At 43.6% G+C, this 21,621-nt stretch carries 18 protein-coding genes; 13 read left to right on the top strand and 5 right to left on the bottom strand.

What is annotated here, in order from left to right; all coding sequences use genetic code 11:
• Positions 1-205 precede the first annotated feature (205 nt).
• The 4 genes from ACI2JM_RS13880 (at position 206) to ACI2JM_RS13865 (ending at position 4,413) form a co-directional block, all read left to right on the top strand.
• Positions 206-376: a hypothetical protein gene (locus tag ACI2JM_RS13880; RefSeq protein ID WP_404644964.1), complete on the top strand. Its 171-nt coding sequence runs from the start codon at positions 206-208 to the stop codon at positions 374-376.
• Between the two features lie 188 nt (positions 377-564).
• Positions 565-1,554: a TatD family hydrolase gene (locus tag ACI2JM_RS13875; RefSeq protein WP_404644962.1), complete on the top strand. Its 990-nt coding sequence runs from the start codon at positions 565-567 to the stop codon at positions 1,552-1,554.
• Between the two features lie 165 nt (positions 1,555-1,719).
• Positions 1,720-2,571, top strand: a complete 852-nt coding sequence (locus tag ACI2JM_RS13870; RefSeq protein WP_404644981.1) for a ThiF family adenylyltransferase — start codon at positions 1,720-1,722, stop codon at positions 2,569-2,571.
• 21 nt (positions 2,572-2,592) lie between these two features.
• Positions 2,593-4,413, top strand: coding sequence for an ATP-binding protein (locus tag ACI2JM_RS13865; protein ID WP_404644960.1), 1,821 nt, complete (start codon positions 2,593-2,595; stop codon positions 4,411-4,413).
• A 291-nt stretch (positions 4,414-4,704) separates the two neighbouring features.
• Here ACI2JM_RS13865 and efp read toward each other — a convergent pair whose 3' ends face one another.
• A complete protein-coding gene (gene efp / locus ACI2JM_RS13860; protein WP_045444336.1) occupies positions 4,705-5,280 on the bottom strand; it encodes an elongation factor P in 576 nt (191 codons plus the stop codon).
• Positions 5,281-5,447: 167 nt separating this feature from the next.
• On the opposite strand from efp, the gene epmB reads away from it, so the two are divergent.
• The 8 genes from epmB (at position 5,448) to ACI2JM_RS13820 (ending at position 16,762) form a co-directional block, all read left to right on the top strand.
• The gene (gene epmB / locus ACI2JM_RS13855; RefSeq protein WP_404644958.1) at positions 5,448-6,455 is read left to right on the top strand and encodes an EF-P beta-lysylation protein EpmB; all 1,008 of its coding nucleotides are present in this window, start codon (positions 5,448-5,450) and stop codon (positions 6,453-6,455) included.
• A 220-nt stretch (positions 6,456-6,675) separates the two neighbouring features.
• Positions 6,676-8,451, top strand: coding sequence for a hypothetical protein (locus tag ACI2JM_RS13850; RefSeq protein ID WP_404644956.1), 1,776 nt, complete (start codon positions 6,676-6,678; stop codon positions 8,449-8,451).
• Between the two features lie 354 nt (positions 8,452-8,805).
• Positions 8,806-10,893: an EAL domain-containing protein gene (locus ACI2JM_RS13845; protein WP_404644954.1), complete on the top strand. Its 2,088-nt coding sequence runs from the start codon at positions 8,806-8,808 to the stop codon at positions 10,891-10,893.
• A 289-nt stretch (positions 10,894-11,182) separates the two neighbouring features.
• Positions 11,183-11,647 carry a cytochrome c family protein gene (locus tag ACI2JM_RS13840; protein WP_201604642.1) on the top strand — a complete coding sequence of 155 codons (465 nt, stop codon included), beginning with the start codon at positions 11,183-11,185 and terminating at the stop codon, positions 11,645-11,647.
• Between the two features lie 218 nt (positions 11,648-11,865).
• The gene (locus tag ACI2JM_RS13835; protein WP_404644979.1) at positions 11,866-12,894 is read left to right on the top strand and encodes an AAA family ATPase; all 1,029 of its coding nucleotides are present in this window, start codon (positions 11,866-11,868) and stop codon (positions 12,892-12,894) included.
• Positions 12,895-13,042: 148 nt separating this feature from the next.
• Complete coding sequence (locus ACI2JM_RS13830; RefSeq protein WP_404644952.1) at positions 13,043-14,104, top strand: DUF58 domain-containing protein; 1,062 nt, start codon at positions 13,043-13,045, stop codon at positions 14,102-14,104.
• Entirely contained in the window at positions 14,101-16,407 is a 2,307-nt protein-coding gene (locus ACI2JM_RS13825) for a transglutaminaseTgpA domain-containing protein (protein ID WP_404644950.1), read from the top strand. Before ACI2JM_RS13830 ends, ACI2JM_RS13825 begins: the two co-directional genes overlap by 4 nt.
• Positions 16,408-16,474: 67 nt before the next feature.
• Entirely contained in the window at positions 16,475-16,762 is a 288-nt protein-coding gene (locus ACI2JM_RS13820) for a DUF4031 domain-containing protein (RefSeq protein ID WP_238048581.1), read from the top strand.
• Between the two features lie 202 nt (positions 16,763-16,964).
• Here the strand turns inward: ACI2JM_RS13820 and ACI2JM_RS13815 are convergent, their stop codons facing one another.
• Positions 16,965-17,483, bottom strand: a complete 519-nt coding sequence (locus tag ACI2JM_RS13815; protein ID WP_404644948.1) for a DUF302 domain-containing protein — start codon at positions 17,481-17,483, stop codon at positions 16,965-16,967.
• Positions 17,484-17,641: 158 nt separating this feature from the next.
• A complete protein-coding gene (locus ACI2JM_RS13810; RefSeq protein WP_404644946.1) occupies positions 17,642-18,535 on the bottom strand; it encodes a LysR family transcriptional regulator in 894 nt (297 codons plus the stop codon).
• Positions 18,536-18,726: 191 nt separating this feature from the next.
• Between ACI2JM_RS13810 and ACI2JM_RS13805 the strand changes: the two genes are divergently transcribed.
• Positions 18,727-19,851, top strand: coding sequence for an S-(hydroxymethyl)glutathione dehydrogenase/class III alcohol dehydrogenase (locus ACI2JM_RS13805; protein WP_201502745.1), 1,125 nt, complete (start codon positions 18,727-18,729; stop codon positions 19,849-19,851).
• 107 nt (positions 19,852-19,958) lie between these two features.
• Here the strand turns inward: ACI2JM_RS13805 and ACI2JM_RS13800 are convergent, their stop codons facing one another.
• Both ACI2JM_RS13800 and ACI2JM_RS13795 read right to left on the bottom strand, forming a co-directional pair.
• Positions 19,959-20,654, bottom strand: coding sequence for a haloacid dehalogenase type II (locus ACI2JM_RS13800; protein WP_404644944.1), 696 nt, complete (start codon positions 20,652-20,654; stop codon positions 19,959-19,961).
• Between the two features lie 229 nt (positions 20,655-20,883).
• The gene (locus ACI2JM_RS13795) at positions 20,884-21,552 is read right to left on the bottom strand and encodes a DsbA family oxidoreductase (protein WP_404644942.1); all 669 of its coding nucleotides are present in this window, start codon (positions 21,550-21,552) and stop codon (positions 20,884-20,886) included.
• Between the last annotated feature and the right edge of the window lie 69 nt (positions 21,553-21,621).

Here is a 21,621-nt window from a genome sequence, read left to right as displayed (position 1 = left end):
TAATAAAGCGCTTGCCTCCTATTCTTATAGCATGTAGAGACACGGTGTAATAAATAAACTACGCCGTACATTAGCTTGCGTATTCATAACACAGATAAACATAGCAGTTTTTATATCGCAGTATACTAATGAGTAATTGAGTAGTAAGTATGAACACTTGCTGATAAATATTGCAGATGATGATATAAAGGTAGGGGTGGAAGCAATGACAAGTCATACAAATACTAAAAAGTGGTTTTTATTAGCAGTCGCTGCCACCGCCTTATTAGTGGTTCCTCGGCGTAGCAGTCGACAAGCTGATACCAGAGCGTTAGATGAGCACTCAGATGAGCACAATGCAAAAGCCAATCATGATAATACTAATAGGGCGTGTTGAAGGTCTCTTTATTTATCAAAAGCTCTTTTGTTGATGAGTATTTTTCTAACTGTCGAAATCATTTTAAATAAAGTTGCCATCCTAAAGTGTTCATTGACGTGATGATTGCTACAAAATGACAAATAATGTCTATTGAATGACAAATCACGGAACGCCTCGCTGAAAACTATTAATTTTGGAGTCTATCAATGACCCCTATCGCTTCACCTAAGATGATCAAACAGCCCTTACCTACTATTTATCCTCTCATTGACACGCATACTCATTTTGATGCCCCAATATTTGATGATGATAGAGAAATACTGACGCAGCAGGCTCACACTCAGGGAGTATGCCATCTTGTATTAGTGGGTTATCTATATCAGTATTTTGAGCGGATGTATGAGACTGAGCGCCTGTTAAATACGCTGTCATTACCTACGACAGTCAATGTCAATAGACAAAAAGTGTCAAATTTTAGTAGCCATATTGCGATCGGTTTGCATCCTTTTTATATTAAACAACATACTGACGATCATTTAACCGCCATGGCAAAAAGGATTGCTGATAAACGCCCATTAGCAATCGGCGAGATTGGTTTAGACACCTTTACTGAGGCGATGAAAGCGCCTGACATATTTGCCAAACAAGTACGATTTTTTAAGGCACAATTGGACATGGCGGTGACTCACCAGCTGCCAGTGATGCTGCATATTCGTAAAGCACATGCAGAAGCGTTGGCCATACTAAAAGCGCATGACTACGATGCACACAAACTTGGCGGTATCGCGCATAGTTTTAGTGGTGGGACGCAAGAAGCCAAAGCATTTGTTAAGTTGGGATTTAAGCTTGGGGTTACCGGTCAAATCACTAATCCCAATGCTAAGAAACTGCGCCGCGCCATTCAAGCAGCGGTTGATAGCTATGGTGTTGAATGTTTGGTGATAGAAACGGATTGCCCTGATATGACGCCTATCATGTGTCAAATATCTGACCATGATTCATCAGTGCCAAATCAAAACTCAGACAGTGCACGGAGGAGTACAGCCGTACATAATAGAAATGTACCTGCCAACTTACCATGGGTATTGCTAAGCTTGAGTGAGTTGCTCAATGTACCACCCGCCAGTCTTGCTAAGCAATTGTGGCACAACAGTTGCAGTGCTTTGCAAACAAAATGGGATTATCCGTTGTCGTAGTGCCACATATTTTAGTCACTGACGGTTTATTGTATGGCTAGCCATTGATATGATAGTGAATGAGATAGCCGTGAATAAAGAAATTGACGTAATATAAGCGCCACCAAAATAATTTAAAAGAGTATTTAATCTGTTATGAGTGAAATACAACCATTTGAGCAAACAATGACAGAGTCCATTGGCACCGAAGACGTTACAAAGACAGAAGAGCTGAGCGAAGACAATGTGCAATATGAGCGCCGTTTTCAAGGTACGCGCACTCTTTATGGTACGGCAGCTGTCACTACTTTTGCCGATGCGCATGTATACGTTATTGGCGTCGGAGGCGTTGGTTCTTGGGCAGCTGAGGCTTTGGCAAGAACGGCAGTGGGCACTATTACGTTGATCGATTTGGACGTATTGGTTGCATCCAATGTCAATCGGCAGTTGCCTGCACTAGACAGCACCTTTGGTGAGAGTAAAATTGCAGCGATGGCCACCCGTATTCGTGAAATTAATCCCAAAGTAACGTTAAACTTGATCGATGATTTTTTAACTGTAGAAAATGTCGCCACTTTATTGCCAAGTCGCGATGAAGCAAAAACCGCTGTTGCTCAAGGCAGACCTATGGTTATTTTGGACTGCGTAGATGATATGAATGCCAAGCTTGCCATCGCGCTACATTGTCGTTTTAATAAATTAAAATTGGTGTGTGCAGGCGGCGCAGGTGGCAAGATAGACCCTAGTCAGATTAGGGTGAGTGACTTGCGTGACAGTTACCAAGATCCTTTACTTGCCAAATTACGCAATAAGCTGCGCCACGAAAAAGGCATTAATAGTACACTAAAAGAAAAGTTCGGTATCAAATGTGTCTACTCTACAGAGCCACCGCGTGTAGATAAGAGTTGTCAGACAGGCGGTTTGCAGTGTGGTGGTTACGGCTCAGCAGTAGTGGTCACATCGGTGGTTGCGATGATTATGGTGAGTGAAGCATTACAATTATTAATAAAACAGGCGGGCATCAAGCCGAGCGTCTGATCTTATTTAATGGAGTCTATCTTGTCTATATTGAACGCACCTAAACACAGCTACCCAGTAGCGGCAGATGAAGTAGAACGCATCAATAAGCTTAGGAAGTACCAGGTGCTCAACGACAATGATGAGCCTGCATTTAAGCGTCTAATTGATCTGGCAAAGCTATTTTTTGATGTACCAGTTGTGACCATTACTTTCATGGATGAAGAAACACAGTATCTAAAATCTGTCCAAGGACTGGGCGGTGTTTGCCGCACGACTCGTGAAGTGGCTATTTGCAATTATACCGTGCTCTCTAACGACGTCTTTGTAGTACCGGACTTAACCAAAGACAGCCGCTTTAGCCACAATCCCCTAGTAACAGAATCGCCGTACCTACAGTTTTATGCTGGTGCGCCAATTATCTTGCATGAGGATAATAAAAGCTATCGTTTGGGCTCGCTGTGTGTGATGGATATGAAGCCCAATCATGACTTTGATGAGCAAAAAGCAAAGGTGTTGGCTCAATTTGCGATGATGGCGGCTGATGCCTTGCAGCTACAGGATAAGCAGCGTGATGCCAAACATGCCAATGAGATGAAATCAGACTTTTTGGCCAATATGAGTCATGAAATCCGTACACCGATGAATGGCATTATTGGTATGGTGGAGATGCTCGGTGAGACCAAACTTAGCAGTGAGCAACAAGAATACGTGGACAATATCAAAGTTTCCAATGAGCATTTGATGGCGATCATTAACGGGATTTTAGATTTATCGAAAGTAGAATCTGGGAAAATGACCATTGATTCTATTCCTGTCAACTTATCTGCATTATGTAATGAGGTGGTCAGCCTCTTTGCTGTCAAAGCACGTCAGCGAGGGCTCATTTTAGACTACCATTATACCGAGTCGTTATCGCCCTATGTGCAAGGCGATCCGGTACGCCTCAAACAAATTTTAGCAAACCTTGTTAATAATGCGATTAAATTTACTCGTGAGGGCGGGCGAGTCACTATTGATGTCAAACATGTACCCAATTGTCATTGTGATGGTTTTGACGATGACAGCGCTGACCAATATCGCGCTCAAGGCATTTCGGCAAGTGATCTCAGCAAAATAACGGCTCAAGAAGCTATCAGTAATACCATCTATCATGAAGTCATGACCCTATGCATTGAAGTCACCGATACAGGTGTCGGCATCAAAGCTGAGTCATTGGATGCGATATTTGATGCTTATGACCAAGCAAATAAATTCACCCACCGTCTTTATGGTGGCACAGGTCTAGGACTCTCGGTTTGTAAGTCTTTGGTTGATTTGATGGGCGGTTATATCGATGTGGATAGCGAAGTGGGTGTGGGCACTACGTTCAGTGTTTTATTGCCGCTACCGACTATTGATGAAAACCAGTATGAGATGTGGCAAGAGTCAAATGACTTTACGATGATTGAGCCGACCCATGAGCGTGCTGGTCATATATTGTTAGTTGAAGACGATACCGTCAATGCCATCATCGCTAAAAAAGCCCTGAATAATAGTGGTCATACGGTCACGCATGTCACTGATGGGCAGCAGGCCATTGAAATTTTTGCGCTCTCACCTGAGCGTTATGATGTTATTTTAATGGACCATCACATGCCTATTTTAGATGGCGTACAGGCCACTATTAAATTGCATGAACTCTATGATCCTCAATCATTACCACCTATTATCGCGTTGACCGCCAATGCAATGGATGGTGAGCGTGAAAAGTATTTAAAAGTTGGGATGCAAGATTACTGTACCAAGCCTTTTAAACAAGAGCAGTTGAATGCATTGGTACAATATTGGCTGATACAGAAACACTCATCAGCAGAAGAGTAGTGGTTTGGTAAAAATGTATAGAAGGTTATTTATCATCGCTGTCATCAATAGCGACAGTTCATCCACTATAAAAAACCACAGCGCTAACCTTGTTTGACATACTTCATATGAATTTTTACTCGGTTGCTTTGGAATACTTTTCAATCAAATCAACTACAGAGACAATATCAAAGACAATATTCATAAATAAAAAAGCTGAACCGCTTTATCAGTGGTTCAGCTTTTTTGTGAAATAACAGCTAGAGGCTAACTGTTAAGTTCTATTATGTCGAGCGCTATGACTTTTACATACTATTGGCTAACGCGAGTTTGATAGTCACCTGTGCGAGTATCAACACGCACGACTTCTTCTTGTTGTACAAACAATGGCACACGGACGACAGCACCTGTCTCTAACTTGGCAGGTTTGCCGCCACCACCTGAAGTATCACCACGCACACCAGGATCTGTTTCAGTGATTTGCAACTCAACAAAGTTAGGCGGTGTTACTGAAAGAGGAGTACCGTTGAATAAAGTGATGGTACATAGTGCATTGCTGTTTTCTTTTAGCCACTTTATTGAATCGCCCATCGCTGTTTTGTCCGCTTGAATCTGCTCAAAACTTTCAGGGTGCATGAAATGCCAAAACTCACCATCGTTATATAGATAGTTCATTTCAGTGTCCATGACATCAGCAGCTTCTAAGCTATCGCCTGACTTAAAGGTTTGTTCCAATACTTTACCACTACGAAGGTTGCGCAATTTAACACGGTTAAAGGCTTGACCTTTACCTGGTTTGACAAACTCATTTTCAAGAATGGCACAAGGGTTGCCATCGAGCATGACTTTTAGACCAGCTTTAAATTCATTAGTAGAAAAACTTGCCACAAGAAACTCCTAGGGGTTATAAATAGGGTGGTAGATAAGGGAATGAATAGCTTGCTGCGTTAAAATCGCTTATTACGCTAAGTGTTTAAAGGATAGATCGTATGCTTTGATAGGCTACGCACTAAGCGCGTATAATAGCGACTTTTGGGCACAGGTATTAGGTTGTCATGATAAACCATTTAATCACACAAAAAAACTGGCAAACGCAATTATCCGAGGCCATTACGTCTATCGATGAGCTGTTAAGCATCCTAAAGCTAGAATCATTGCGGGCAGAGGTTTATGTGCCTAGGCATTTTGAGCTGCGCGTACCACGTGGATTTGTGGCAAAAATGAGTATCGGCGATAGTAATGATCCTTTACTGAGACAAGTATTGCCTGATCAACGCGAGCAAATCAAGGTAACGGGCTATGTGGCGGATCCCTTGAGCGAGAATACGCAAAACCCAGTCAAGGGTATGCTGCATAAGTACCAATCCAGAGTATTATTGACCGTGACAGGTGCTTGTGCCATTCATTGTCGTTACTGTTTCCGTCAGCATTTTGACTATAGTGCCAATATGCCGACGGCTGATGCCAAAGAAAATATCATTGATTACATTACCGCACACCCTGAGATTAATGAGGTGATTTTGAGTGGCGGTGATCCACTGAATGTGACAAATAGACGCCTGTTTGCTTGGCTAGATACTTTAGAGTCACTTCCGCAATTGACCACTATTCGCTTACATACGCGCTTGCCGCTGGTCATCCCAGCGCGTTTGGACAATGCGTTATTGACCAGACTGTCTCAAAGTCGCTGTCATATTGTGATGGTAATTCACTGTAATCATGCCAATGAAATCGATGCCTTAACAGCAGAGCATCTGCAATGTGCTCGAGCGGCTGGCATAACGTTATTGAATCAAGCGGTGCTATTAAAAGGCATCAATGATAGCGTTGCTGTTCAAACACAATTAAGTCAGTGTTTGTTTGCCTGTGGGGTACTGCCTTATTATCTGCATGTATTAGACAAAGTGGCTGGTGCCGCACATTTCGATAATGATGAGCGCTTCGCAATTGAGCTGTATTGGTCATTGTTGGCAGCACTCCCTGGTTATTTGGTACCCAAGCTGGTGAGAGAGCTACCAAATAAACCTTTCAAAGTACCGATTGATATTTACAATGATCGTTAATATAGGCACTATGGTATATTGAAAAATTAGTGAACAAAGCGTGGTTTTTAGAAGATAGGCGTGCGGTTAGATGATGCTATAGAAATTAATCGTTACTAAAAATGGGTGCTGTCGATTTTGATGGTTGCTGCTGATTTGTATCTTTTATCTTGTATTGTTGCATACGGCATGGTTGAATATTTGCCTCCTGCCAAGTTACTCAAGGTTACTAGGAATACTGATGATAACTTTATCGACGTTTCAAGAGCACCTATCTTCTACAGAGGCATTGCCACTAGTTTCTAAGCGATCCGCTAATGGCCAAGAAGGTTATTTGCTAAAATTGTTGGCAGCGTTACCTTCGCAAACGCAAGCACAGCAAGCTGAACAATTAGCAAAAATACTTACGGTACTACGTGTGGCCAATATCGATGAGTCGCAACGTCTTACCCTTATGGCGACGGTGATAGACGCCTCAGATCAGTTAATTGCCACTTTGCGACAGTCTTATATTTATGAGACAGGTGCGCTTAGCGACATTCAAATGGGTTATGTGGCTCAAATAAAGTCGCTATATTATTCAATGATTATGGTCTATGACAGAGTGATACGTCATAAAACCTCATTGCTCAATAATCAGCGAAAATACGCTGCAAGTAATGGCTGGCAGCGCTATTTTAATGGTGATAAGTCTTCATCAACGACACTCGCCATTGCTATTTACCAGACGCTGCTGATGTACCAGAAGCTATTGGGCGAAGAAGCACTGTGCTATCAAAAACCCTCATCTTACTTATGGCATAAAATCAATCAGCTGTATTACCTTGCTTATCAGTACCATGCGGCTGAGATTAATATGAGTGTTACGGCAGGCACCCAGCGTGCCAAGACGGTTCATCAGCTGTATTGCCAAATTTGTTTATACAGTCTATTAAATGTACGTGCCATGCGTCGTCCCAATATTCTGCTCGTCCAACGTTTGTTACCTGAATGGGCTAAGCATATCGTTGCGACGATTGAGCCAACCACCGAGACCCGCGTGTTCGTTGATTTACAAAGTGACAATCCGCCAACTTACCTGACGGCCAGCTCTACAATTAACCCATACGACGATCGTTATCACTGTTTATTTATAGAAATTGCCCCGCTGGTTGAGTATCTTAAACGACGCAAACAGGCTTTAGTTAAGGAAGGGGGTGACGGCGTTGAGAGTCATTTGCTTAATAAAATAGCGATGACGCTCAATTACCGCTATTTACAGCCGCCGCTTACCCTAGCGACTAAACATAGTGCGAAAGAAGACGCTGTTTTGATTACAGGTTTTAATAATATTCATTATCGGGTGAGCCATTCGCATAGCTTTACCAGTTTAATCGCTATAAAAGAGTTACCAGATGAGCAGCGTCCTCGTTATGATACCGTGAATAAAAAACAAGACAGCAGCCACGTATTAGCGAGTGAAACCTTTGATCGTAATGATGATTTGTCATTATTTCGTACCCTACGATTATTACCAACAGTAGATATTTTAAATAAAGACCGCTTTCATAAAGATCGCTTTCATGAAGAAAGTGTTCATGAAAATAGCCTTAACATAGTGGCTGATGAGGATACATCTGCGACGACTGCACCGCCAGCATTACATATGATGAGCCTTTTTTTGGTCTGTCGATCTGATACAATCACGCCGCCTGATTGGTCAATGGGCGTGGCGCGCTGGCTTGATTTTGATAGCAAAAACCCAGAGATCGAGTGGCAAGTACTCGGACATCAGCTAGTGGCTTGTGGCTTGCGTTTAGAAGGTAGAGAAACGCGTAGTCGCCATTTTGTGCCAGCATTTATCCTTGGTAGAGATGAGCGACTACAAACCACTGGTACTTTGATTGTACCGACTTCTTACTTTCAGACCGATGATAGAGTCATTATGCGTATTAATAGCAAACAAACCCCTTTACGTTTGGGACAGAGGTTGCTGATTACGGATGAATTCAGCCAGTATGAGGTGGTGCAGCTTTAGTTTGTTTGAGCGTCTATTGAAAAGTTGTCAAATAGTAATGTCAATAAATACTGGTTTAAAGGTTACTTCATTGAATTTTTTTATTCGATAATAGCAGTGAATAAATGTACTGAATAATGATGATAAGTTAGTCTGCAATCAGTCAAGTTATTGTCTATAATGATTGATACAGTTATGTTCGTTTATATGATGTTTTTGCTTCGCCAAGATGTCGCCTTGATTCGAAAGACGATGCCAATCTACTAAAAACCGCTAAGCCTATCCCTGATAGTATTTTCCTTGCTAGGTTAATGCTTGGAAAAGGTGTAGGGTATCAAACATAAAAATAAGATCACAAGATCCAAAAGGCTTCTTATGCGTACTCAGTCCATCTTAAACCTTTTAGTCATTGATGACGATCAGCTCTACGCTGAGCGTCTTGTGCACTTACTAGGTTGCTATTATGACACCATCAATTTAGGGTTTTTGGACGATAAAGAGGAGCTGTTAAAGTCACTTCGACAACCGTGGGATGTCTTGGTGTTTGGCAATGCTTATGATATGAGTTTCACCGATGTGGTGGGCGTCGTTCAAGAGCAAAGTATTGATTTGCCTATGATCTGCCTATTCAATGAAGAGATGGTAGCGTCCACCAATAACGATGAGGGGCTACCTGATATTATTAGCGGCACGATGGTCAAATCGCTCAAAGTAGACCAAGAGATGGCAGTAGTGATGTCTATCTGCCTACAGCATGATAATTTACGCAGTCGCCGTGAGCTTAGAACGTTGCGCCATGTTCTCTCTGAAGCAGAGCAACGCGCCAACGTATTGATTAAAAACTCTAAAAGTGCGGTCGCCTATATTGATCAGGGTATCCATATTTTTGCCAATGACCCTTATCTTCAGCTTTTTGGTTTTGAGTCGATGAATGATGCCATAGGCGTGCCTGTTGTTGACCTGATTGCAGGCGGTGATAACGTTAAGGGTTTCAAACAGTTCTTACGTCAATTTGATAAAGGTAGCCGCCAAGAAGTCGAGTTCAATTTTGAAAGTAAGCGGATGGATGGCAGTACTTTTGAAGCAAAGCTACAATTGGCAGCCGCGACCTTAGATGGCGAACCGGTGACGCAGGTTATTATCCAACAAAACCATAATAATAGTGCGGAAGTCGCTAAGCGTTTGGCAGCTGCTGAATGCAAAGACAGCCTGACAGGAATCAACAACCGCCGCGGCTTTGAAGAACAAATGGCAATCGTGTACCAGCAAGCACGTCAAGGTGTACTGACGGCTGGGCTTTTGTATATTCAGCTCGATAATGTCGGTAAAATAAGAAGCAGTCTAGGTTTGCAAGGGGTAGATGCGACCGTCAAGCAAGTCGCCTATGCGTTAGATGAGCTGATATCAGACGGGCATGTGAGTCGTTTTAGTGATACTGCCTTTACCATACTGGTCGAGGACAAGAGCACCACAGAGCTTGAAACACTGGCTAAGCATATTGGTTCACATATCAGTGATATGCTCATTGAAGTAGATAAGCGTACGACGAGTACGACTGTCAGTATTGGTATTGTCAAAATCGAAACCAATACAGCAGAGCCAAGTATCGTGCTTGAACGAGCGATGGATGCCATCAATCAGATTATGATAGAGACCTCTAATCATGGCGGCACCTATCATTTGTACGATCCAAGCGAGCATGCCAATAGTGATGATCATGCCCTTGCCGAATCTTTAGTTGATGCCATTGCCAATAGCCGTTTTGAGTTATCTTTCCAGCCAATATATGATATTAGCAATGACCGAAGCGACTTTTTTGAAGTATATCTGCGGTTGCCATTGGCGGATGCGGACAATACGATATTGACGCCTGATCAATTTATGGCAGTCGCCAAGACGCATAAATTGCTCGAAAAAATAGATCGTTGGGTGCTCATCAATGCCTGTAAAAAGGTCAATGAGGTACGTAAAACACATCCTGAAGCCAGATTGCTAGTGCAATTGACTAGTGCCTCATTGATAGACAAAAAACTGCCTAGTGTTGCCAGTCAGCTTATAAAAGCGGTGGGCGGTGCAGCTGGTGTACTCACCTTGCAGTTCAACGAAAAAGACGTCTCAGACCATCTTACAGTGGCAAAAACACAGTTTGCCGCCCTTAGCCAAGTCAGCTGTCAGATGGGCATCAATAACTTCGGTTCTTCTGCCAAATCCATAGAGATTGTCAGTTTTGTGCAGCCAGATATGGTGCGTTTAGCACGTAGCTATGTGGATGGCATTGACTCAGCAGACAATTTAGAAACTGTCAAATCACTTATTATGCGTACGAATGAAGTCAATGTGGACGTATTGATGCCTTATATTGAAGATGCGGCGACCATGTCCGTTGCTTGGAGCGTGGGCGCGCGCTATTTACAAGGCTATTATTTAGAAGAACCCAGCAGTACGATAAAGGTTGCGACCTAAAGTCATTTAGGGTGCGTTTGATATGCAACTATCAACAGTGCCTATTTATGGAATACTCTACACGGCTTAATAGCTCATAAATTCTTTATCGTCATACATTACAAAAGTTTTACTCAAACTGTCCTATAAACGTTGTTTATTGGCTCGATATGCCCCAATAAATAACGTTATGTTTTTACAAGCAGCTGTTTAGATGTGAAGAGGGTTCCACTTTGCATGTGTTTGACCCTACCTTATTATCTATATTGTTCACCTATAGCTGACATTCCTTAACCAAAGATTGCCGAAAATGCCCATCATTAATAAATATCAAATAAGCAGTATATTTGCTGCTGTTTTATTGCTCAGCGCTTGCGGAGAAAGTACGCCACCGGATCATCGTGCTGCTGTGACATTGCCGATCTATACGGAAGGTGATGCTGATAACGGCGCGATCATTTATCAAGACGCTTGTGGTCAATGTCATCAGCTGAATGCGGGGCTCAACAAAAAAGGTCCGCAGCTGATGAATATATACGGTGCGCCCGCCGCTGAGCTGGAAGATTACACCTATAGTAACGGGCTAAAAACATCAGGTTGGGTATGGGATGCGCAAACGCTCGACCCTTATATTGCGGATGCAGAAAAAGCCATGCTAGACTCAAAAATGCTATCAAACCCGATGCCCGATGCGCAAGAACGCGCAGATGTCATTGCTTATCTGTCAACGCTTCGTGCCGCCGTGCCGATAACTGAAGATGACTCGAAGCAATAGCCAGTTTATGATGTGTCCTCAAGCTAAACGAAAGCGACTAAATGGGCTAAAGATGGTTAAATTTTGCTAAACCACGTCAAACAATTGGTTAATATCTTAATATTATCAGCGCTATTTTCCTTGTTTGGTTGCCATTTATCTCATTTTTATCACCACTTTCAAAATAAAAACACGCCCTAGAAACACTAATCCAATAAAAATTGAGCCAATAATTGACTATGACCCACGCAGCTATCGATAGAGCCATTACAACACCACATCAATCAGCAGCAGAGGTGATTCATAAGTCGACCTTTAGCGCTGCCGACTGTCGTCACAATCAGCAAAAAATTGCCCAACTTATGGCGCAGTTAAATCATATTGTGTTAGATAAGCCGCAAGTGGTTAAGCTTGCGCTGAGTGGTATTTTGGCAGGTGGACATTTGTTACTGCAAGATCTGCCGGGTATGGGCAAGACGACATTGGCGCAAGGCTTGGCGCAATTATTAGGCTTGAGCTTTAGCCGTGTACAGTTCACCAATGATATGCTGCCAGCAGATATTTTAGGGATGAGCATTTATGATCAAAAGAAACAGCAATTTGAGTTTCGAGCAGGTCCTATTTTTACTCAGCTTTTACTCGCTGATGAGATTAATCGCTCTAGCCCTAAGACGCAAAGCGCGTTACTAGAAGCGATGGAAGAACGGCAAGTCACTCAAGATGGGCAAACCTATCCTTTGCCGCAGCCGTTTTTTGTCATTGCAACCCAAAATCCTTTGCAGCAGGCAGGTGTCTATCCGCTTCCTGAATCGCAGCTAGATAGATTCTTACTATGCTTGTCGCTTGGTTATCCGTCGCCTACCGCAGAGCGTGAGCTATTAAAAGGTCAGGATCGCCGCGAGCTACTAAAAAATTTAGATGCGTTGCTTGATACCGAGGCGGTCTTATTAGCACAGCAAGGTGTTAAACAAGTTTATGTCGCGGATGTGGTCTTGGATTATCTGCAGCGATTGGTCGCAAAAACACGAGCAAGCTCCGAGTATCATGGCTTATCACCGCGTGGAGTATTGTCGCTACAGCGTGCCGCGCAGGCTTATGCGTACGTATCGGGGCATATGGAAGTAACACCTGAGGACATCCAAGCGGTGTTTGCCGCGGTCACGGATCATCGTCTCGGTCAGCGTTTTGTCCCAGCGCATGTGACTGGTGGGCAGGCGACGCAGACCATCGCGCAACGTATATTGGCAGAAGTGGCTGTTATCAGTTAAATGATGGTTATTTAAATAGTTGTTACTTCAATCACTATTATCTGAGTATTTATTTTTTAGCTGCTTGTTGTCTCATGGCGTATTTATTTTTAAAGCTATCACCAATTATGAATGAGAGTATCAATTTTATGGTAAGGATAGGGTAGTCATGAGCTTTTTGCCAAAAGCCTTAACCGTACCAGCCACTTCAGCATTAAGCCGTTGGTTTGCCTCGCGTGCGCCCAAAAGTGATAGTGCCACCCTCAATTTGCGTAACGTCTATATCTTTTTTAGCCGTGAAGGGACGCTATATGCGGTGTTATTAATTATTACCTTTATTGCTGGCATTAACTATGGCAATAACTTGGTATTAGGTTTATGTTTTTATTTGGTCAGCGTCTGGCTTATCAGCTTTCATGTAACCTTTGCCCACATTTCAGGTCTGCAAGTACGTTTGCTTGAAGTGACCATGGCAGAAGCGGGCGCGCCTGTCTGGGTGACTTTGCAGTTGCGCAGTGAGAGCCGTCAACCAAGACGACAGTTGTTATTTAGCTTTGAGCAGACTGACGGCAAAGCTAATAGCAAGCCTAATAATAAAAAAGATAAAAAAGCCCATAAAAAAACCAAACATAGCGCTGATAATAAACAGTCGATACTGGTGACACGACTGCAAGGCGAGCAAATTATTCGCTTGCCAGTACCGACGCAGAATCGTGGGCAGTTTGAATTACCACGCTTAAAAATAAAAACGGTTTATCCTTTGGGCATTATGCGGGCGTGGTCCTATGTTTATTTTGCCCGTACTGCTTGGGTATATCCAAAACCTGAAGTGTTTGATTGGCAGGCGCAGTATGCCGTTGCCAGTCAGGAGGATCTGCCAGCAGGTGGGCAATATCGGCAAGGTCAAGATGATTTTGAGCGGCTAGATAACTACGTTGAAGGCGAGTCGCTGGCACGGGTGTCGTGGGGACATGTAGCACGTGGTCAAGGCATGCTGACTAAGCACTTTGCTGATCCAGTCGGTCATGAGCAAACGTTGGATTATGCGGATATGCCAGCAGCACATCATGAGCAAAAACTGGCACAACTGGCGTATGGGGCGATGAAATTAGGTGAGCTGGGCGTGACATTTCATATGCGCTTACCCAATGATACCCATTCTACTGCACCAATGGGTGAAGGCGACAGTTTTGCACAAGCGTGCTTGCTAAGGTTGGCGAAAGCACAATGACTAATAGGACCAATTCAAAAAAACTCCCTACAAATGATGCTGAAAACACATTTATAGGTTTTCCTGAAACAAGTCCCACAAGCTTTGAGCAGTTGGCACTTGGTCAAAACGTCACTGATCGTGCTCTACAGGATAGCGCTGCAAAATGGACTCGTAAGCTATTCGCCTTACCTGCTTATTATTGGGTACTAATTGCTCAAATTACCGTTATTTTACCTCATGCGGCGCATCTGCCGTTTTGGTTGATAGGTTTTGCGGTGGTCAGCATCGCCGCCCAGCTACCGTCTATAAAAGCTAAGTTTAAAAAAACAGCGCATTTAAAACGTGTCTATCAAGGCATGCAAATGCTCGGCTTTTTATTGGGACTGGCAGGTCTATGGCTGACTTACAATACAGCGTTTGGACTGGATATGGGCGTGGCGTTTTTAGTGCTATGTCTCATTAGTAAATTGTGGGAGATGTATAAGCGGCGAGATGCTTATGTGGTCCTAAATTTATCACTGTTTGTTCTTGCTGCGCTGTTTTTGATGGATCAAGGTCTTGTTACAACTTTAGAAGTGATTGTGGGTGCAGTTATCATTTTATTGGCATTTATTGCGCTTAATGATGATGGCAACACTCGCGGTGATGGTCGCTTGCGTACTTTGGGTGTGCTGGGTATCGGGGCGTTGCCGTTATTAGTCGTGCTATTTTTGTTCTTCCCGCGCTTGCCACCACTATGGTCAGTACAGCTATCAGGTCAGCAAGCAACCACTGGCGTATCCGACAGTATGTCACCCGGGGATTTTGCCAATTTGGGACAATCGACTGAGCTGGCGTTTCGGGTAGAGTTTGCAGATAATCGCCCGCCGCAACAGCAGTTATATTGGCGTGGTTTGGTGTTTAGCGACTTTGACGGTATTACATGGCGTCCTAGCCCTCAGCAACGACAATGGCGACCTGCACCGCAAATGCCATCTTGGATTGAGGATGCCTTTGCAACTGTCCCTGATGAAGTAAAAGTTGCACCTACCAGCTATGAAATTGTCCTAGAGCCGACGCAGCAAAACTGGCTATTTGGACTTGATTATCCTTTTGCCCAGCGCCAAGATGTCAGTATTACTTCAAACTTTACCTTATTAAAAGATCAGCCCGTCACTCAGCAGTTACGCTATGAAGTATTGCAATTTGCACCGATGCGTATTGACCCTGTTCTTTCGGATGAGTTGCGACGTCTGAATCTTGCCTTGCCAGCCGACGGAAATCCGCAAGCAAGAGCACTGGCACAGCAGTTATTTGCGCAATCAGACTCAGACCCAGTGCGCTATATGGCGGCTATTGAACGCTGGATTAATCAAACAGAATTTCGTTATACGTTATCACCGCCACGGCTGAATAATAACCGTATTGACGAGTTTTTATTTGAGACCAAAGCTGGGTTTTGTGAGCATTATTCTTCCAGTTTTACCTTTATGCTGCGCGCCGCTGGCATACCCGCGCGCGTCGTCGCCGGCTATCAAGGTGGTGAGCTGAGCCGCGGTGGCAATGTGTGGGAGGTGCGGCAAAAGGATGCGCACGCTTGGACGGAGGTTTGGCTTGAGGGTCAAGGCTGGGCACGTGTCGATCCGACGGCTTTTGTCGCGCCTGAGCGTGTCGAGCAAGGGATGGATGCGCTGACGCAGGCACAAGGAGCGGCAATGTTCGGCGATGGCGCTAGCGCACAAATCAGCTATCAGCAGTATCAAATGCTACAAACCTTACGCCGTCTGTCCGACCAAGCCAGCTACTATTGGCAAAAAGACGTCGTCGGTTACGATCAGGATAAGCAAGCTGACTCATTACTCAAATGGTTTAATATCCGTTCAGTGATGCAACAAATTATTTGGTTGGCAGTTAGTGCTATTACCGTCATGGCTATTTTGGTCTTTGTCATTTGGCAACGTCGCCGCAAGCGCTGGCATCCAGCAGACCAGCCGCTTGCACAGCTATCAAAACGTATTGGCAAAGTGGATAAATCACTTGCTCGTGATGAAAGTGAAGGTCAGTTGGCTTGGCTTGAGCGCTTGGCAATAGCGGTTGATGAGCGAAAAAATGACTCAAACAATGATACCAACACTACAAACATTGAAAGTAGTAATAAGAGTCGTAAAGTTGGTAAGCTCACAGATAGCGGTCATTCAGATATTGTCCAAGCAAAAATCATGCAGATGAAGCAGGACTATCGTCAGCTCCGTTATGGGCGTCTAAGCACATTTGAAACCAATCATAGCGAATACCAAGCCGTACTCAAACAACTAAAGAAAGATGCGAGTGAATTGTTCTAATGGCTGTTTTGTGAAGGCGTTGCTTAGCACATGATAAAAAATTAAGGATAATAAAGGAGGCGGTTCTATGGCGATATATGTGGATTTTATGCAGATAGAATTTAAAGGCTATAAGTGGTGCCATATGCTGGCAGATACCCTGCAAGAGCTGCATGATTTTGCCGCACTAATTGAAGTGGATAAGCGCTTATTCCATCGAAACGCCAGCTATCCGCACTATGACGTCACGGTACAAATGCGAGAAATAGCGATTGAATATGGGGCTATTCCTGCTGGTCGAAAAAAGATTATCGAATGTGCGAAGAAGTTAAAAGTAGAGTTGCATGAGCAAATAGCACGGTCTGAGCATTGCTAGTAAATGAAGCTTTTAAAGATATAAAAAAGGTGGGAGTGCTTTTGCATCCCACCTTTTTATATCTTTAGGTTTTCACCCAACGCTTATACCCTCTCAAAAAATTAGAGTAGCAAGGAAAACGAGTGCAAGTACGACATCTAGTAGACTAGGCGAGCGGAACAAGCAAAACTGACGTCGTTAATCGTATTTTTTGGGTTTGGTATTACTTTGCAATAGCGGCTTTACTGACACCATCAAGGGCTTTTGCAATATTCGCCAATTGGGTATCACAACCTTTGATATTGTGACGACTCTTTAGGTATTCGGGATTGTTGTACGACAACCAAACTTTTTTATCAGCATCTTCACTGATGAGGATTTTTTGTGGTAAGTCGATAGCGACGCTTTGCTCGCAATTCATCAATGGCGTACCCGCTTTTGGATTACCAAACATAATCACTTGCGTCGGTCTTAATGTTAAATTGACACCTTGGGCGTTCTTTTGATGATCGACGCGTGCAAATACTTTCATACCTTTGCTTTCAATAATTGCCGCCAGTTTATCTGCAGTATCTTGCACGGAATGATTGCTTTGCAGCGTAACCAAGCCTTTTTCGGCATCGATAGCAGTCATCGTTGCTGGCATTGATGGTGCTTTGTCTGGCGTGTTTAAAATATTTTCAACACTGGCGCAAGAGGATACTGCCAATGCTAGGGAAGCGATAGAGAGAATCTTAAGCATGAAAAGTCTTTTTATTGTCATTGTTTATTCAGCACATGATGGCTGGCAAGATCGAATATTTAGTGTGAACCATAATATTCCTTGTGCTTAGTAGCATTGTGCGTAATAAACCGCGCATTGCAACACACCTTAGAGAATGCCTAAGCCAAAACGCATAGCTAAACCAAATGCTCTGCTAGATAATCAACGAGCAGTCTAATCTTTGGTGATAAATGACGGTTGTGGGGATATATAGCCCAGATACTTTCTTCAGGCTCTCGATAGTTATTCAGTAAGCTGACCAGCTCACCTGATGCTAAGTATTTTTGCACATAATAGTCAGGCAGCTGCACGATACCCAGACCTTTTAACGCCGCATCGACTAGACTGTGACCGCTGTTATATTGGACACTGCCAGACACGCGCAGGTTTTTTTCTTTATCAGCGTTTTTTTCAGAATTTATTTTGCCATCTTCTATAAAGTGCCAATAGTCACGCGTGCCAAGTAAACAGTTATGCTGACTCAGATCGCTCAAAGAATGTGGTATGCCGTATTTTTCGAGATAAGCAGGCGCGGCACAGACGAAATTGGTACGACGGCTGAGCTTTTTTGCCATCATCGTCGAATCACTTAATTTGCCGATACGAATGGCCAAATCATAGCCGCCATCAACCAAATCAATTTTTTGATTGCTCAAAAACGCCGTCACCTCGATATCGCGATATTGCACCATGAAATCATTGACCAGTGGCAATAATTGCTGCTCGCCATAAGTGACAGGAGCGGTCAGTTTAATCCTACCTTGCGGCTTTGATTGTAAGTTGCTAACCGCCTGCTCAGCGGCATCCAAGCCATCGAGCACACCGCGGCAGTGCTGATAAAACACCCGACCTTCTTCAGTCAGCGATACCTTACGCGTCGTGCGATACAGCAGTTTAATATTCAGCCGTTTCTCTAAAGCGCTTATCTGCCGACTGACTTGCGCGGTAGAAATGCCCAGTTCTTTTGCCGCGCGCGTAAAGCTTTCGTAATCTGCTACATAAACAAATTCGCTAATACCATCCCAGCGCATGATTATTACCACTGTGTAAAAGATATTTGCAAATATAGCACATTGTTATCGCTATAGAAAAAACTATAATAGTCAGTATAAAGCTTTACAGACTGCTACAACTGCCGCTTGCCTCCATTCAACAAGCAAGATAAGCTGAATAGAGGTCTGCGCTCAATAACCCATAAAATGAATTAAAAAGAGAGATAACGATGTCAGATAAATTTATTAAATCAAAAGCCGCCATTGCTTGGGGCCCAAATGAGCCATTATCTATCGAAGAAGTGGATGTCATGCTGCCCCGTAAAGGCGAAGTATTGGTAAAAATCGTAGCAAGCGGCGTCTGTCATACTGATGCTTTTACGCTATCTGGTGAAGACCCAGAAGGGGTATTCCCAGCGATTTTAGGTCATGAAGGTGGCGGTATCGTTGAGCAAATCGGCGAAGGCGTCACCAGTGTGCAAGTTGGCGACCATGTCATTCCTTTATACACAGCAGAATGTGGCGAATGTAAAATGTGCCTATCAGGCAAAACCAACCTGTGCTCAGCAGTACGTGAGACTCAAGGTAAAGGCTTAATGCCAGATGGCACCACGCGTTTTTATAAAGACGGTGAGCCAATTTATCATTATATGGGCTGCTCAACCTTCTCTGAATATACCGTGTTGCCTGAGATTTCTTTAGCGAAAGTGAACAAAGAAGCACCACTAGAAGAAGTCTGCTTGCTTGGTTGCGGTGTCACCACGGGTATGGGTGCAGTGATGAATACGGCCAAGGTAGAAGAGGGTGCGACGGTCGCAATCTTCGGTCTCGGCGGTATTGGTCTATCAGCGGTCATCGGTGCGGCAATGGCAAAAGCCAGTCGTATCATTGCTATTGATATCAATGAGAGCAAATTTGAGCTGGCTAAAAAGCTTGGCGCGACTGACTGTATTAACCCAAAAGATTACGACAAGCCAATTCAGGAAGTCATCGTTGAATTGACCGATGGCGGCGTTGATTATTCATTTGAGTGTATCGGTAACGTCGATGTCATGCGTTCAGCGCTTGAGTGCTGTCATAAAGGGTGGGGTGAGTCGGTCATCATCGGTGTCGCTGGTGCTGGACAAGAAATCTCGACTCGCCCATTCCAGTTAGTGACTGGTCGCGTTTGGCGCGGTTCAGCATTTGGCGGCGTAAAAGGTCGCAGTGAATTACCAGGTTATGTTGAGCGTTATTTGGCTGGTGAGATTCCACTACAAGATTTCATTACCCATACCATGCCATTAGAAGATATCAACGAAGCGTTTGATTTAATGCATAAAGGCGAGAGTATCCGTACGGTTATTCATTTTTAAAAATCATTATTAATAATAGTGATTATAGATTTAGCCTTATAAAATAGCAGTATGCTAAACCAAAAATGCCGTCCTTATATAGGGCGGCATTTTTTTGGTATTGGCAATTATTTTTTAGTGGAAAAAATTATCTGTTCGGAAAGCGTGGTTAGATCTGCTGCCATAAAGTCAGGTACTGGAAGGTTTGGCGCTGATAGTAAAGCATTGTGCGGTCGCGTGAGAAACGCCCCTTGGCAGCCAGCCGCTTGAGCGCCAATCGTATCCCAAAGATGACAAGCGACTAGGCATAAATCTGACAACTCAACAGACAGCTCCTTAGCGACCATTTGGTAGGTTTCAGGCGCAGGCTTGAACTTTGCAACCTGCTCAACACTAAAGTGCTGTTCAAAAAAATGGCTGATGCCAGCTTTTTCAAGCGGGGTCGGGGAAGCGCTATTTGCTGAGTTGGTCAACGTTACCAGTCGAAACCCTGACTCACGCAGCTTGGTTAATGCTGGAACTACATCAGGGTGAGCAGGCATTTTGCTCATACGTTCTTTTAATTCGTCGACATCACTATCTATCAGCCTAACGTTATGAATATCAGCGGTCATCTGTAAGGCACTGACGCCAAGCTCGCCAAAAGGCGTATAAAGTCCTGATAACGTCACGGTTTGCGAATATAGCACCAATTGCGCAAACCATTCTCTTAGTAGTATTTTTTTGCCAAATAGGCGAGCAAATAATGGCTCAAGCGTGGTAATGTCGAGTAGTGTCTCATTGACATCAAACACGATAATAGGAAGGGATTTATCGGAGGACATAAAGGATCCTTTTAGGAATAGCAAACGAAATCTAGCCAAAAAATCTCGTCAGGAAAACTAGGGCGTGTCTTCATTTTAAAAATGTTGATAAAAATAAGATAAATTGCCGTCAAACGAGGAAAATAGTGCAGATAATATCGGGATATTAACCAGCTGTTTGACGATGTTTGGCAAGATTTAACCATTTTTAGCTCATTTAGATGACTATCGAATGAACTGAAGATGCGCCCTAGTCTGGCATGTTAGACAGCTGCTGCAAGATATTCTTGAAATTTTCCACGCCTTGTGCACCACTAACCAGATGACGCTTATTAAAAATTACCGCTGGGACGCTTTGAATGCCTTGTTGTTGCCAATGTTGCTCTTCTGCGCGCACCTCTTTAGCGAACCTTTGGTCTGCTAACACGGCTAATGCCTCATCACGATCTAGTCCAATCTCTGCGGCGATATCAGCAAGCACTGCATTGTCAGAAATATTGCGACCATTGGTAAAATGAGCGATGAATAACGCCTGCTTTAAGTCATGCATGCGACCTTGCTGATCTGCCCAGTGCAGCAATTGATGCAAGTTGAACGTGTTGTGCATACGCGTGTCATCGTTAAAATTAAACGTAAAGCCAACCTCATTACCCGCTTCCATTAATCGAGCACGGCTAGCATCAGATTCTTGCTTGCTCGACCCATATTTCTCCATAATATGTTCACGCATATTTTGTCCTTCGCTTGGCATATTGGGATTAAGCTCAAACGGATGCCAGTGAATCTCGTGTTCGGTGTTGGTTTGCTTGAGGGCTTCTGCCAGCTGGCGGTAACCAATGACGCACCAAGGACAAACAACGTCTGAGACGATATCTATGCGTAGTGGCTGCTCTGAGAATAACTGCTTTGAATGTTCCATATCTATCTGCCTAATTCAGTATTTATTTTATATATAAGCTGTCTGTGGTCGACCGCCTTATAAATCAAT

The organism is Psychrobacter sp. NPDC064578, assembly GCF_044901245.1.
Lineage (GTDB): Bacteria > Pseudomonadota > Gammaproteobacteria > Pseudomonadales > Moraxellaceae > Psychrobacter > Psychrobacter cibarius_C.
This window is presented reverse-complemented; position numbering and strand designations above follow the sequence as displayed.